Consider the following 16,415-nt stretch of genomic DNA (forward strand, 5'->3'; position numbering starts at 1 on the left):
ACGATGAAAGGAATGGTTAGCAGATGAAAATAAATAAAATTGAGTTAAGACAGGTTCAAGTTCCCTTAAAGGCTCCATTCGAGACAAGCTTCGGACGGATGGCCAAGAAGGATTGTGTGATCGTCAGTGTACATAGCGACGGGATGATCGGGTATGGAGAAAGCGTAGCTTTCTCGGCACCCTATTACAATGAGGAAACGACGGAAACGATCTGGTATATGTTGGAGCATTATTTAATTCCGGCATTAGTAGGGAGAGAAGTGACTAATCCCGAGGAAATATCCGTTTTATTCGCTCCAATCCGCCGAAATCATATGGCTATTGCCGCGATCGAGACGGCAGTGTGGGATTTGTATGCCAAACAGAATGGAATTTCGCTAGCGCATGCACTGGGAGGCGAGAAGCAAGAAATCGAGGTTGGTGTGAGTATCGGTATTGAGCCTACGATTGAACTGGTTGTTCAGAACGTAGAACGATTTCTGGAGCAAGGCTATAAGCGAATGAAGGTTAAGATTAAACCAGGGTTTGATATCCAATTAGTCGAAGCGATCCGCAAACGATTTGGGGAAGATGTGCCTCTGATGGTTGATGCAAACTCCGCCTATTCACTTCAAGATGTGCATATATTGAAGGAGATGGACAATTATAATCTGATGATGATTGAGCAGCCGCTTGCGCATGATGATATTATCGAACATGCTGCGCTGCAGCGGCAGCTGCGAACACCTGTGTGTCTGGATGAGAGTATTCACACCTTAGTAGATGCTCGTCATGCCATTGATCTTGGGAGCTGCCGGATCATGAATATTAAGATCGGCCGGGTAGGAGGATTAACGAATGCGAAGAAAATTCATGACCTTTGTATGGAACGAGGAATCCCGGTCTGGTGCGGAGGCATGCTTGAACTCGGTATAGGACGTCTCCATAACATTGCACTTTCATCCTTGTCAAATTTCGCAATACCTGGGGATGTATCGGCCTCAAAGAGATTTTGGGAGCAGGACATTGTTATACCGAACATTGAAATGCTTCAGCCAGGAGTTATAGCAGTTCCCACTAGAGATGGTATCGGTCACGAAGTATGTGAGCAATTGCTTGAGCGATTGACAATCAGGAAGCTAACACGGAGCGCTTAAACGAAGTACAGAGGGGAGAGTATTGGCATGTCCAAGTATGTGAAAATAAGCTGCTTAGCACCTCCAAATAAAGAGGTTGATTCTGGACAGGGTTTGGAAGGCGTTGTTCTTCAAATGATAGCAAAATGGGAAAAGCAGCTGCAGCATGTCCTGCCGGAACAGCCTGATCTAATCGTATTGCCTGAGTGTTGTGATGATCCGCAGATTAATGCCACGAGTCCAGAATGGTTGTACGAATTTTATCGCTATCGAGGGAATCGGATCCTCGATTTCTTCGCCGGGATTGCGAAAACTCATCGGTGTTATATTGCTTATTCAGCTATGGTGGAGATGCAAGATGGTACCTTCCGTAATGCTACCCAGTTTATTGATCGTTCTGGAGTTATTTGTGGTGTTTATAACAAGAATCATATTACGATTAGACAGAAGTCAACGTCCAGCACGTTATACGGTAAAGAAGCTCAAGTTATTGAGACTGATTTTGGCCGTGTTGCTTGCATGGTCTGCTTTGATATTAATTTTAATGAATTGTTAGAGCAATATGTGAAGCAAAAGCCTGATTTGATCGTGTTTTCTTCAGCTTACCATGGGGGCTTGATGCAATCCTATTGGGCTTACACATGCAGGGCACATTTCGCGGGTGCAATATGGCGTCCCGATCCTTGTTCCATTCTTAACCCTGTAGGTGAAGTTGTCGGGGAAAGTACGCTCTTTTATCCCTTTGTGACAAGGACTGTGAATATGGATTGTGCGGTCGTTCATTATGATTATAACTGGGAAAAGCTCGAGTTGGTGAAACAGAAGTACGGCTCGAATGTTCTAATCAGTGATCCTACCCGACTGAATGCGTTCGTGATCTCAAGCGAAAGCGAGGCGTTCACGATTCAGGATATTGTGCAAGAATTCAACCTGGAATTATTGGATGATTATTGGATAAGATCACGGGCTGATCGCTTCAAGAGCGGTCATTTGGAGCCGTAATGACGGGCTCGACAAGGAGGGGAACAGTTTGACACATGCTCATGACGATAGCGTTCAATATCGTATAGTTACGGAAGTTAGAGAGCTTGGCGAGGTTGTTGAGCTGCAGAAAATGGTGTGGGGACCCGATCCGGTCTCCTCCATGCAGCATATGCGTGCAGCGATTCTACACGGAGGAGCGGTGATTGGAGCATTCTGTAAAGAGGCTCTCGTTGGATTCTGTTATGGCTTCATTGGCTATGACGGCAAAAACCCTTACGTGGGTTCACACATGATGGCTATCCATCCTGCTTATCGGGACAGAGGAATAGGTATGCGTTTGAAGCTAGAGCAGCGGTTATGGGCGATGCACGCTGGACTCAGCAAAATCGTATGGACCTTCGATCCCTTTGAATCAAGGAATGCTTACCTGAATATTTGCAAACTTGGTGGGACGGTGTCTACCTATATACCCGATTTCTATGGAAGCGATCCTGCCGGTTACCCAACGGATCGCTTCCTTGTGGAGTGGATGTTGTCCTCAGATCGTGTGGTACGCGCAATCAATAGGCAGCACCAATTGAATGGTGACTCGACTGATTATCCTCAACTTCTGGAATTCGAATATACAGATGGTAAGGTGACAGGTCTTGTGGATATGGCAGCAAAGTCTAAGATAGGCAATTCACATGGACTGAGGTTACCAGTCCCACAGGCAGCGTCTAAGTTAAGGCAAACACAACCTGATCTGTATAAGGTTTGGCAGCGGCAATTTCGAGAGCTATCCACGTCAGCTTTTGCACATGGTTACCAAGTTGTATCTTGCCATCAATCGAAACCTGAGGTTCAAGACTACGTGCTTGAAATGAAAGTATGAAAGAAGCGATAGTGGCATGGCTCCACGCACATCGCCAAGAGTTGAAGATGACCTATGAAGAATTGCATGATTTAGCGGAAACAAGCTGGCAGGAGCATCAGACGACTCGATATTTGCAGCAAGTTTTAGATGAGATGGAGGTAGAGTTCGAGGGTTTCTCTACTCATACTGGCCTTGTAGCTCGTTGGTATGGAAGTAAGATCTCATCGCTTGATGATGAGAAGAAAGGCTCAACAATAGCGCTTCGTACGGATATCGACGCTCTATGGCAGCAAGTGGATGGAGTAGGCAGAGCGAATCATTCTTGTGGTCATGATGCACATATGACCATGGTATTGTTCGCACTTAAGGTATTACAAGCAATTGGGTTTAAGCCTGCCGGGGAACTGCGGGTGTTGTTTCAACCTGCCGAGGAAGCTGGGGAAGGTGCGCTCAAGCTGCTTGAAGCAGGTAGTCTAGAGGACGTAGACTATTTATTAGGGATCCATTTGAGGCCGGCAAAGGAGCTTCCATATGGACAAGCCTCCAGCGCCATCTATCATGGGGCTTGTGCCGTTATGGAAGGGAAGGTCACAGGCGCTCAGGCCCATGCTTCCCGACCAAGTGACGGATTAAACGTGATTGAGGTATTGGCAGACATCATACAGGCTGTTCGTGCTGTCTCGACAGATTATGCTGCTGTCCCGGCTTCCTGTAAAGTGACTAAGCTTCATGTTCCAAATGGAAGCAGCAATATAATACCTGACTTTGGAACCTTCACCATTGATATACGCGCACAGACGAATGTTGCTATGGACGCTTTACTTCCTAAGTTAGAAGCTGCTGTTCACTCAGTTGGCAGGGCATACGGTATCTCAATGGAGCTTCAAATGGCGTCCCGTATGGTGGCTGCAAGTCCTGATCTCTATCTTGAAACTCTGATTGGAGATGTAATATCAGAGTTCCTTGGAGATGCCAGTTTGGCTCAGCCTCCGTTGACGCCAGGTGGGGAAGATTTTCACTTTTATCCCTTACACAAGCCAGAGCTTCACGCCACCATGATCGGCCTCGGTTGCGGATTACTTCCCGGACTGCATCATCCGCAGATGCAATTTAATTTAGATGCATTGGAGATTGGCGCAGGGCTCTTGGCCTTATCTGTAGTTAGGATAAACTCAGGTTTATCTAATTAAATGGAGCCACTCTCGTGCTCTATCTCCATAAATGAGTATCTATCCATTCTCTCATTCATATAACAAGCGGGCCTCATGGCCCGCTATTTTGTTTTGCTGCCAGATTTGTGGAACCGTTTGACGGGAATGTGCGATTTTGTTTACACTATTTAACTTGTTTGATAAAATACAAGTACTTAAGCTCGATATTGTAAAACAGATATTCATGAAAAGGTGGGGAGGTTCAATCAAAAATATTCAGTCGATCCTTTTTATCAGGAACAAATCAAATTCCCTCTTCCTACGGCTGGTTGTGGGTTTTTTATGTATTGTTCTTCTGCTGGCTTCCCTTACGTTCTACGCCATCTCGATTTCCCAAAAAAATATTAAGCAGGAAATTGTTAAATACAACACGATGATGCTTAACAACACAAGGGACAGCTATGAAAAACACTTGGATCTCATCAAACGGCAAATGTATCTGTTTTTTATCAATAAAGAAATTCAACAGCTGAAAGATAGCCCACAATACGAAAAGCTCCCCGACATTGTGGAGGAAATTCGAACATGGACTAGCAATCCCTATCTGTTTATCAATAATATTGTTTTATATTCAAAGCGTGAAGAACTGGTTCTGGAGAAGGCGACAAGTACGAATGCTGGTATGATGTTCAACGTATTTAATACGAGCAGTGAATATCCATTGGACTTCTGGAGGCAGCAGTTCAAAGAACCTTATATGAGTCGGATCTTGCCATCTGCCCATTTTTCGAATACGATGTATCGCACTAGCCCACAGTTGCTTGGCGAGTTAATTCCGATCATTATCAAAAACAAAGAAAATCAGGATTTGTATATGATCGTTTTTATTGATGCTAATAAAATATACAATGCGTTTCATCAAAGTATCTATAATGACTTTATCATATATGACGAGGACGGAAAGACCATTTTCAAGGTAGCGGAACAGGGGCCTTTCATTGCCTTTGAAGATCTGCAGAAATACGGAAGCAGTGAGTTCATTAAGGATAAAAAGTATTATTTTCTGATAAAAGGAGAGGGTACTGGTTTAACGTATGTCTACCGGGTGCCTGTTGAACAAATTGTAAGTCAAACACGATTGAATATTACACTTATTGTGATTATTGTGACAGCGATTACACTCAGCATCCTGTTCTCTTTCCTGTTTGCTGCACGAATCAATAACCCGTTGAAGAAAGTGATCGAATCGATACGTCATATGAACGACGAAGTTCCCTACCGGTCGAATATCAAGGAATTTGATATTATCAGTGGTGAAATTCATGATCATACAATGATGCGCAAGCAGATGTCATTTATAAACCATTTAAAAGAAATTCGAAATCATGATCACGATACCATGAAACTCGATTTTACTAACAAGCCGTTCGTCTTTGTGCTTTTTCAAATCCAACATTACAAAAGTGATTTGAATACGCAAGCTTTAGTCCAGAAATGGTTGTATTATATTAAGATATTTATAGATAGCAAGTTAAGACCAACATTTGCTGACTCTCTGACGTTTCAAATCGAACGTGATCAGATTTTAAGTTTAGTGTTCACCAAACAAGTGCCTGACTTAATGGAACTGCTTAGTCAAATGAAAGAGGTCTTCGATCACGATAAGGAATACGGTGTCATTACGATTGCGATCACATCGGTTTATTTGACTTCGGATCAATTGTCTGCGGCTTATGAGGAAGTCCAAGAACTGTTGGGAGAACGTCTATTAATCGACGAAACACAAATTATACATAAGCGTGCTGCGGCACAAGTTGCGGTCGGCTTTTCCCCTGATCAGGAAAAGGAGTTTGAAGTTCATTTGAAAGCAGGCAATACCCAGCAGCTAGTTGCACTTCTGGAGCATTTATTTGCTCGATGGCACAGTAAAAGACTGTCGGCGGCTGTGATGATGCGGTTTGCCGAATCGCTGATCGGCAAGATCCAGAATGCGACAACGCCTTTTCCTCTTGCTCCGGACGGATTGGATGCAATTCTTGAGAAAGCAGTAGAACGAATACAACGTTGCTGCACGATCAGGGAACTGGAGCTTCTGCTAATTGAATGGGTGACGAAGACAGCAGAAGCCGTTCAGGAAAAAAAAGAAGAAAAGTACCCGGTTACATCTTTTGTTATTGATTATATTAACGAGCACTTAGCTGAAGATTTATATTTGGATCTACTGGCGGAAAAGGTAAAGATGAGCAGTGGATACTTGTCCTCCTATTTCAAGGGGAAAACCGGTAAGAATATCGTAGACTATATTAATGAAACTCGAATCACGAAAGCGACAAGTCTTCTAGCCGATAATCAAACTAAAATTCTTGAGGCAGCGCAGGCAGTTGGATACCAAAATATTACGTCATTTAATCGAATGTTCAAGAAATATACGGGGTTAACGCCAAGTGAATACCGGAAAAAGTACGATTCCGCTTCTGAAAAAAAAGTTCCGTAGAGGGACTTTTTTTTCATTTGTATGAAAACCTCATACTGCGGAATCCATGTAATGGGCGATTTTGCGAAAGCTGGGCTTATTTTAAGAAAACCGTAAAGTAGTTGCAGGCTCAACAGTTCTGTACATTTACCTAACAGCTATCAATGGCTTAAGATGACGCTATCAAGAGGAGGTGCAGCGATTGAAACGGATTTCGTGAGTGATTGGGAAATACAACAATATAATAAGGGCGGGTGGATTTAACTTGAAGCGAATAACGAAAAGTAATTTTATGTTGATAATAGTAGTCCTTATACTCGTTATCATTGCAGGTTGTTCCATGAATGGAAGCAAAACGGAATTGAAAGTGGAATCACCTGAACCAAGTGAATTAACTAAGGTCAAATTGCCAGAAGTAGCAAGTCTTCGTATTTTAACGGAAAATTCACCGTCATGGCCGGCTAAGAAAGATTGGGCTGTATGGAAATGGGTGAAGGAGAAGACGAATATCACGATCTTGCAGGAGACGCAAACAGGACCGGAGTCAGTAGCGCTTTCGATCGCATCGGGAGATATGCCTGACCTGTACTCTGTTTATCCTGAAGAAGCTCAGAAGTATGGAGCCCAGGGTGCTTTCCTCGACTTGTCTAAATATATGGACAAAATGCCTAATGCGAAAGCATTTTTAGCCTCCAGACCTGATGTCGCCCAAAGACTGACGTCACCAGGAGGGGAAAAGTACGAATTGCTCAACGATGGTGCAGGTGCAGGAAACATGAGGGTCTGGTTTTATAGGGATGATATCTTCAAGAAGCACTCTTTGAACGAGCCGAAAACGTGGGAAGAATTATATGAGACAGCGAAGAAACTGAAACAGCTATACCCGGACAGCTATCCGTTTGTTTTCCGCCATGGATTGAATACCCTAGGTGCTTTTGGTCCGTCATTTGGTTTGTATCCGACGTTTTTCGAGGAAAAGGATACGGGTAAGTTCAAGTATGGGGTGAACGATCCGGCTTTCAAAACGATGATTGAATATTTGAATAAATTTTACAAGGAAGGGCTAATCCCACCAGACTGGCTCTCTATGGACTATAAGGCATGGACACAATTTATAACGACGAACAAGTCGTTCATCACAATTCAATATATCCCACAAATTGAAATCATGAACAATCAGCTTCAGAATGGCGCTCATTTGAAGTTTATGCCGCCGCCGCTTGGAGCTGGCAGCAAAGCATACATTCCCAAAGCTGATTTCGATGTTTTAGGATTTGCCGTATACTCAAAAACGAAAAACTTGGATGCTGCACTGCGTTTCCTCGATTTTATCTATTCCAAAGAAGGAAAGGATATCCTTAGTTGGGGTAAAGAAGGAGAAACCTATACAATCGAAAACGGTAAACGGAAGTTTATGCCGCAATTCAAAGAAGTTGTTGACCTGGCCAAAGAAGCGGGTATTATGACAGCAGGCACTTACGGAATAGCCGATGCTAATGCCGTGATGTCGCTCAGAAGTGAGAATGAACAATATTCCTACAAAGAGGCAGAGAAATATCAATACCCTGTTGTTCCCATCCTGCCTATACTAAAAGAAGAAGAGAGAGCTGCGATCGCGGTAGATCAGGAAAAGGTGACCAAATTCTATGAGACATCCGTAGCTAAATTTATTCTGGGACAAACACCAATGACGCAATGGGACACATTTATTAGTGATTTGAATAAGCTCGGAGTGCAGAAAATCATAGATACCTATCAGGTTGGGTTGGATCGGATTAAAGTGAAGAAGTAATTGCATGAAGATGATAGGGCTGACAATCAGGTTGATGAGCCTCCAGCCCTATCCATTTCTTTTTGGAAGGAGACACCGTATGAAGCTATCCATCTTCAAGCAGTTGAAGCGTGATCAGACCTATGTGCTTCTGCTGGCACCTGTGTTGATCTATTACATCCTGTTTAAGTATGTTCCTATGTTCGGCATTAGTATATCTTTCCTTGATTACAATATGTTCAAGGGATTTTTGGCGAGTCCATGGGTTGGATTTAAACATTACAAGATATTCTTGGAAAACCGTGATGCCTTAGTCATTATCAAAAATACGATTCTCCTTGGGGGATATAATCTCTTTTTTGGATTTCCTGCACCGATCATTCTAGCCCTTTTGCTTAATGAGCTTAGGAGTTCAATATACAAACGATTCGTACAGACGGTTAGCTATCTTCCCCATTTTTTGTCCAGTGTAGTGGTTTCTAGCATGATTGTCATGCTATTATCCCCGAGCACGGGTTGGGTCAGCCATGCGATGCAAGGGCTCGGGCTCCCGACTATCGATTTTTTACAGAAGGCAGATTGGTTTCGTACGATCTACATCAGCTCAGAAGTATGGCAGCAGGTTGGCTGGGGCTCCATTATCTATCTAGCGGCCTTAACCACAATTGACCCACAACTGTATGAGGCGTCAAAAATGGATGGCGCAGGCAGGTGGAAGCAAACCTTGCATGTATCATTGCCGGGGATTGCGCCGGCTATTGTTATCCTGTTCATCTTGCAGATCGGTCATGTACTGGAAATTGGTTTTGAAAAGGTATTTCTGCTATCCAATGCAGCTACTTACGACACTTCGGACGTTATCGCCACATATGTGTACCGTGTAGGTATTATACAAGGTGGATTTAGCTATGCTACGGCGATCGATTTATTCATGGGTGTCATCGGTTTCCTGCTTGTTTATATAAGCAATAAGATTAGCCGCAGAGTAGGGGAAACCAGCTTATGGTAAGGGAGAATCTATTGTATGAATAAGCGTATTCGTCTTTTCGATATTGTTAATGTTCTATTGATGGGAATCGTCGTTTGCTCCATGCTGTTTCCTTTCATCCATATGGCAGCGGTTTCCATAAGTTCTTCGGAGTATGTACTTAAAAATGAAATTACTCTATGGCCCAAAGGTATCAAATTTGATGCATATACGGCTGTTCTAAGGGACAAACGTATTCTCGTTGGCTACAAAAATACAATCATTTATGTGGTGCTAGGAACTACGCTCTCGCTGATATTCACAACGATGGGAGCCTATGCATTGTCCAGAAAAAATCTAGTATTCGGTAAAACGTTTATGTTGATGATCGTATTCACTATGCTGTTCAACGGCGGCATGATTCCAACTTATCTCGTTATACGCAGTTATGGTTTGTTGAATACGATATGGGCAATGGTGTTGCCAGGACTAGTGTCTTCCTATTACCTGATCATCATGCGCACATTTTTTCAAGGAATTCCTCGAGAGCTCGAGGAGTCCGGTAGAATAGATGGGTTATCCAATTTTGGCATCCTGCTAAGAATCGTTCTCCCTTTAACGAAGCCCGTGATGATGACGATCTCGTTATTCTACGCTGTGGCGATTTGGGGCAACTTCTTCTCCGCGCTTCTCTATTTACGGGATCCAAACTTGTTCCCGCTCCAGGTAGCGGTTCGGAATATCGTCCTGATAGGTCAAGTCGAAGAAAATACCGTAAGTTCTGCCATCGGGAATAAGACGCTCGTATTGGAATCGCTGAAGTATACGGTTATTCTCGTTAGCACACTGCCAATTCTGTTGGTATATCCTTTTATTCAGAAGCACTTTGTTAAAGGTGCCTTGATTGGCTCCGTAAAAGGCTGAGTGAGATGTTCCGGTTTGTAATGAAACAGCCATGAAGATTCTAAAAAAGATAAACATTCTGCCGTTCAGTTGATTGATCTAGCGGCGGTTTGTTGCATTCATGGACGTGAAAGGAGGGGATAATTGAAAGCGCATTCATTATATGGGTTTCACTAGTCTAACTTAGAAGTGGAAGGAAGTAGCAAACGTATCGAGACGGCAATTTGAAAAAGTAGGAGGCGAATCAATTTGGTCAATCGTTATTGGCAGCGCAAAATTTCTACATGTCTTGTATTCGTATTGGGAATTAGTCTGATTCTGAATTTGTTTTCTTTTCAATTCGCCAGCGCGGCCGGCAGTAACCCGGTCCTGGGACCTGAGCTGCTCGTCAATCCCGGATTTGAACAGGTGTCTGGAAACATGCCTTCAAGCTGGACGATATTCGAAAATACAACGGGCATATCCGTAGTGTCGGTTACCGACCAGGCTACGGGAGGGATACGCAGTGTGAAGCTCACGGACACTACGTCAACTGCAGGAGCGGGAATCGTAAGTCCGATGATGCCCTATTCCCCGGGAACCTCCTACCAAGCCAGCGTCAAAGCGAAAATTGTGGATGGCGGAGTTTCCATGCTTGTCCGTTATTTCGATAAAAACAATGCTTTCACGCAAAAAGTTGCAAACAAATTGCCCGCTGCGGACTGGCAGACGATTGAGGTTAGCGATACACCGCCATCCAGTACTGTGAATATACAGATTGTTCTTGTCATTCCGAGCTTCGCCAATAACGGCGCTGGCACTGGCACTGCTTATTTGGACGACGTATCGTTTAAGACAACCGAGCTGCTCGTCAATCCGAGCTTTGAAGCAACGTCGGGTTCAAGGCCAACGGGATGGACCGCCATTGACCATGGGTTGTCATCCAGCATCACTGCGGTCACCACAGCGGTCTATGTGGCTCACGGTTGGAAGTCGCTGCACATCTCTGATAGCCCGACAACTGACGCATATAGTGTAAAAAGTCCGACGATTCCTGTTGTGTCCAACAAAACGTACACGGCAACCGTGAAAACCAATGTGCTGTCGGGCAACGGGATTCTGATTATGCACTTTATCGGGTCCGCTGGCCAACCATATATGGAAGCGCAGTCAACAATCACGGGCAGCTGGGAAACCTTATCTTTATCGGCTGTACCACCTGCCGGTACGACCGATGTACAGATGGAATTGTCTACGCCTGGCGTAGGGAAAGCCGATGTATATTTCGATCAAGCATCGTTGACGGCATCCGATGCAACCCCGGGACCGACTCCTACGCCGACAGTCACGCCAACGCCATCGTCAACGCCACCGGCAGGAACGCTTATATGGCCAACTGTACTCGAACCGTCCGAAACAAGGCACTTTCAACCGGGCAATGATTTCGTAACGACTCAGAATCCACCAGATTTCGGCTGGCCATTCATAGCAGGCGGGGATTTGTATGAGTTGCAAGTGGCAAATGATAACACGTTCAATAATATCGTCTACCAAAAGAACGATATCGCTATCAACTACTATAATTTCCCGCAACCATTTGTGGCAGGTCAATCGTACTTCTGGAGGGTAAGGTTTCATAAACCGGCAGGCTGGTCGAATTGGAGTGATATTCGCAAATTCCGTATCGATGCGAATGCCGTACCGTTCCCGGTGCCGCCTGTTTCACAGCTGATGAATAGCGTGTCGACCTCTCATCCGCGTATCCTGACGAATCCTTCCAATTTAAGTACATTTCGTTCGAGGAAAGATGGTGACGGCAAGTTAACCTATGATAAAGTTTTCTCGAAAGTCAATTTGACCGACACAGCATTGACGGCTGAACCGATGGATCCGATAGATACCAAAACAGCACGTGCTCTACAAGGCGCGGAAACGAGTAAAATGATGAATGCCGCTTTCGTTTATTTGATCACCGGTAATGCTGCATACGGGGACTACGCGAAAGCGAGGCTGCTGAATCTCTCAACTTGGAGAACAAAGGTAGGTCCAACTTCCTATGCGGTCAATGACCAGATCCATCGGGATATCGCATTGCAAAGCGCCATGGCCTATGACTGGATCTACGACCGTCTTAACCCACAAGATAAAATGACAGCTTTAACGATGATTATGGACAGAGCCCAAACGATTGCTGACGATGTTCTATACGATGATTTGCCAATCACTACAAAGCCCTACGATTCCCATGGCTGGACTGTGTATGGTTACTTAGGCATCATTGCTATGTCCCTCCTGCATGACGACATCAACGTCAACGGTACCGTCACTTCGGCGAAAGCACAGGAATGGTTCAATAAGATCGTTCCTACTTACATTAATCTACTGCCGCCATGGGGAGGAGAAGACGGCGGCTGGGGCAATGGAATCGGCTATTGGCAATATTCTACACTCAGCAACAAGTTGTTCATGGATGTACTCTATGCAGCGACAGACTTTAATGCTTATCAAAAGGCATTTTCACGCAACGAGTCCTGGTTCCCGTTCTACATGTTCCCGGTCGGCCAGAAATCGGGCGAATTCGGCGACTCTATCAACGAAATGGATAGATCTTATTCCTCTGAAAGTATTACGCGAAACGCACAGATGCTCCAAAATCCGGTGATGCAGTGGTATGCTCAGATGAATACGTACGATCCTAGTGACTGGGTCAGCTATCTATATGCCGACAGCAGCTTGATAGCGCGCCCCCCTGTAGAGATGCCGACGGCCAAATATTTCGATACCATCGGTTCGGTAGCCATGCATTCCAGTCTGTATGATCCGAAGCGAATATCACTCTATTTCAGATCCAGTCCTTTCGGCAGCTATAATCATAGCCATGCGGATCAAAACGGGATCATCATCAACGCATTCGGCGAGGAGCTTGCGGTAGACGGCGGATTTTATGATTCTTTCGGGAATAATCATCATTCGAAATATGCCAAACAAACGTTTGCCAAAAATGCGATTACGTACGATGGCAAAAAAGGACAAACAAATTGGGATATGAAAGCCTCGGGACAAATCACAGGCTTCGCGACCAACAAGGATTTCGACGCTGCGGTGGGTGACGCCACAGCGGCCTACAACATCGATTCAAGCAAAATCGGCCTGGATCAGGCTCAGCGCAGCATCATTTATGTGAAGCCAGGCGCATTCGTGGTCGTCGATAATTTGAAAACCCGGGAGCCTGGCGGTTCCAGCTTCGAATATTGGCTGCACGCCGACAAGCAGATGACGTTGGATGCGGATCAGAGTGGCGCGACGATCGTCAAAAACAAGGCTGCGATGAAAGTGAGACTGTACTATCCGAATCTGACGGCGTCGATCACAGACAAGTATCTCGGCGTTAATGACGAAGAACTGCCTCCAACTGCAAATAATTTATATATAGGTCTTACACGGGTTCATGCCGGGTTTACAACTCCAAAAACGGATTATGCGACGATCGTCTCCACGTATGTACCCTACAGTAAGGAGTCCACTCCGGAGAATATTGTAAGCGAAGAATACAGCACATACCGGAAGCTGCATTTTAACGATGGAACGGATGTTTACGTTCGCAAGGCGCAAAGCGGTGTCGTCGATACCGGCAGCATACAGTTCGAAGGGATTGCTGCTACTGTAAAAGGAGATTCCATTCTGCTAGTTGGCGGGACCCAGTTGATCAAGAACGAAGTAACTCTGATCAGCAGCGCACAACCGGCAACAATCGCACTATCGGGTGACGAGCTGTCCATCACCGGTACGAAGGCAACGCAAGTGAGCCTGCAAAAGCCTGGTATTACAACTATGCTTGATGAATCGTACCGCAGCATTCCGCAAGGTGGCAGCGTGACGGCAGCCGTTTATGCACGCGGTGTCCATTGGGTTGCATCTGCCAGCACATTAACAGTAAATGTTGAACCGGGTCAGCATCAGCTTCGATTGAGCAATGTCCCGGCACCGGCTCCAATGGCCGCAGTTTCCTTGCCGGTTGAGATTAACGGTGTGGCATCAACGGTAACGTTGTCAGCCTACGGCAACGGAAACGGGGGTGTTGCCGCATGGGGAGCATTGACCAATACCGCTGGCCTGTACGAAGTTCTTGAAGCTCCTAGTGGCCTTATCTTCGAGGCAATCGGCGGCGTGAAGCCAGTCATGTTCTTAGGAGCGAGTGCGAAGATCATTGTGCCTAACCAAAGCGGAACCCTGAAGCTGCGCAGCGCTGGCTCGGGAGCCAAAACACCAGCCGACGCTACGGCCGATTACGATACCGTGAAGAGCGGCCTGGATGTTTTTGCGGAAGCCGAAAGCTTCAGTGATTCCGACGGTGGAGCATTATCCATTTACAGCACACGTCCGTTTTTATCAGGGGGGAAAGGCGTCACAGGATGGAGCAACCCCGGTCAAAGTATTTCATGGATGCTGAATGTTCCTGAAGCTGGTAAATACGATATCGTGATGAAATATGTAGGTGGTTGGGATTTAACCAACGGAATTACGACGCGATTGATTAAACTAGGCTCTCAATTCTATTCTGCAGAAGCGCCGACTACGACGGACTGGGGGACGAAGCCGGAATACTGGAGAGCGTCGACTATACATTCCGGAACGAATCTGCCGGCGGGACCTGTTGAACTTAAAATGTGGGACGTAATGGGGGCGATGAATTTGGACTGGATAGGCTTGGTCAAATCCCAGTCGTCTGATCCTACCTTTACTGCAGATAAGACAACGTCGACCAACACGGACGTCACCGTAACGATCGGCTATCCAACTAACGCAGCAGTGAAACAATATAAACTAGGCTCTGGCGGTGCATGGACAGCATACACAAGTCCTATCGCCGTTTCGGACAATAACACCTTGTATGCAAGAGCCGCCGATGCCGCAGGCAACGTATCCAATGAAGCTAGTTATGTAGTAAGTAATATCGATAAAATAGCTCCAGTTACTACAGCAAGCGTATCGCCTTTGCAGCCGGATGGACCGAACGGGACGTACGCAGGTCCTGTCACGGTTAACTTGAATAGCAGCGATAGTTCATCGGGTGTAGCCAAAACCGAGTACAGTCTGGATAACGGGACTACCTGGCAGCTTTATGCGGCGCTGGTCACGTTTGATAAGCAAGGGCAGGTCAGCTTGAGTTATAAGTCAACGGATCAAGCAGGGAATATTGAGACTCCGCAAATGGTTGGCTTTACACTGTCGTCGACAGCTGTTAAGGTACAACTCAAAGACAGCAGCGGAAATCCACTCCGTGGAGGGGAAGTCAGTTATTACGACGGAGGATGGAAGGATTTTGGCATAACGGATGCCTCCGGATCAGTAAGTAAAGCTTTGCCAAATAAAAGCTACACTTTCTCCATGAAATATGAAGGCACGATCAAGGAGAAGGTACAGAATACTGGAACCGACGCTGTGGTTGTGTTCCAGACGGTTAAAGTCAATCTGCAATTGAAGGATAGCCAGGGGAATCCGCTGGATGGCGGCAGTGCGAGCTATTATGCAGGGAGCTGGCGGGCTATCGGAACTACAAGCGGCGGTGAGATTAGCAAGGAATTATTGCCTGGCTCCTATACGTTTGACATGACTTATGAAGGAACGCATAAGGAAAAGGTACAGAATACGGAAGCCGACGCCGTCATTGTGTTCCAGACAGTTAAAGTCAAGCTGCAATTGAAGGATAGTCAAGGGAATCCACTGGATGTTGGCAGCGCAAGCTACTATGCTGGAAGCTGGCGGGCCATTGGAACTACAAACAGCGGTGAGATCAACAAGGAATTATTGCCTGGCTCCTATACGTTTAACATGACTTATGAAGGAACGCACAACGAAAAGGTACAAAATATTGGAACTGACCCTTTGGTTGTCTTCCAAACAATCAACGTTAAGGTGCAGCTGAAGGATAGCCAAGGGAATTCAATGGGAGGCGGCATAGTGAGCTATTATGCAGGAAGCTGGAGGCCTTTCGGAACTACAAACAACGGAGAGATTAACAAGGAATTGTTGTCTGGTTCCTATACGTTTAGTGTGACATATGGAGGAACTCACAAGGAAAGCGTAAATAACATCGCAACAAGTCCAACGATACTATTTCAGCTGTGAGTATGCATCATTCAAACTCTCAAGATCATTTGATCTTGAGAGTTCTTGTGATACCTTTAATAGCTGATATTTGCCAGCATGTACATG

The 16,415-nt window shown here is 45.4% G+C and carries 9 protein-coding genes; all 9 read left to right on the forward strand.

Annotation, left to right across the window (positions count from 1 at the left end):
* The first annotated feature begins 23 nt into the window (after positions 1-23).
* The 9 genes from menC to LOZ80_RS11440 all read left to right on the forward strand — a co-directional run bounded on the left by menC (position 24) and on the right by LOZ80_RS11440 (position 16,328).
* The gene (menC, locus tag LOZ80_RS11400; RefSeq protein ID WP_238171544.1) at positions 24-1,136 is read left to right on the forward strand and encodes an o-succinylbenzoate synthase; all 1,113 of its coding nucleotides are present in this window, start codon (positions 24-26) and stop codon (positions 1,134-1,136) included.
* A gap of 27 nt (positions 1,137-1,163) precedes the next feature.
* Positions 1,164-2,117: a carbon-nitrogen hydrolase family protein gene (locus tag LOZ80_RS11405; protein WP_238171545.1), complete on the forward strand. Its 954-nt coding sequence runs from the start codon at positions 1,164-1,166 to the stop codon at positions 2,115-2,117.
* 28 nt (positions 2,118-2,145) lie between these two features.
* Positions 2,146-2,973 (forward strand): GNAT family N-acetyltransferase, encoded by an 828-nt coding sequence (locus LOZ80_RS11410; RefSeq protein WP_238171546.1) that lies wholly within the window; start codon positions 2,146-2,148, stop codon positions 2,971-2,973.
* Positions 2,970-4,145 carry an amidohydrolase gene (locus LOZ80_RS11415; RefSeq protein WP_238171547.1) on the forward strand — a complete coding sequence of 392 codons (1,176 nt, stop codon included), beginning with the start codon at positions 2,970-2,972 and terminating at the stop codon, positions 4,143-4,145. Before LOZ80_RS11410 ends, LOZ80_RS11415 begins: the two co-directional genes overlap by 4 nt.
* 136 nt (positions 4,146-4,281) lie before the next feature.
* Complete coding sequence (locus LOZ80_RS11420) at positions 4,282-6,600, forward strand: helix-turn-helix domain-containing protein (protein WP_238171548.1); 2,319 nt, start codon at positions 4,282-4,284, stop codon at positions 6,598-6,600.
* A 319-nt stretch (positions 6,601-6,919) separates the two neighbouring features.
* Entirely contained in the window at positions 6,920-8,371 is a 1,452-nt protein-coding gene (locus LOZ80_RS11425) for an extracellular solute-binding protein (RefSeq protein ID WP_238171549.1), read from the forward strand.
* Positions 8,372-8,450: 79 nt separating this feature from the next.
* Entirely contained in the window at positions 8,451-9,359 is a 909-nt protein-coding gene (locus LOZ80_RS11430; protein WP_238171550.1) for an ABC transporter permease, read from the forward strand.
* A gap of 15 nt (positions 9,360-9,374) precedes the next feature.
* On the forward strand, positions 9,375-10,241 hold the full coding sequence (locus LOZ80_RS11435; protein ID WP_238171551.1) for a carbohydrate ABC transporter permease: 867 nt from the start codon (positions 9,375-9,377) through the stop codon (positions 10,239-10,241).
* 228 nt (positions 10,242-10,469) lie between these two features.
* Positions 10,470-16,328, forward strand: a complete 5,859-nt coding sequence (locus LOZ80_RS11440) for an OmpL47-type beta-barrel domain-containing protein (protein ID WP_238171552.1) — start codon at positions 10,470-10,472, stop codon at positions 16,326-16,328.
* Positions 16,329-16,415 lie beyond the last annotated feature (87 nt).

It is taken from the genome of Paenibacillus sp. HWE-109, from assembly GCF_022163125.1.
In the GTDB taxonomy this organism is placed as follows: Bacteria; Bacillota; Bacilli; order Paenibacillales; family NBRC-103111; genus Paenibacillus_E.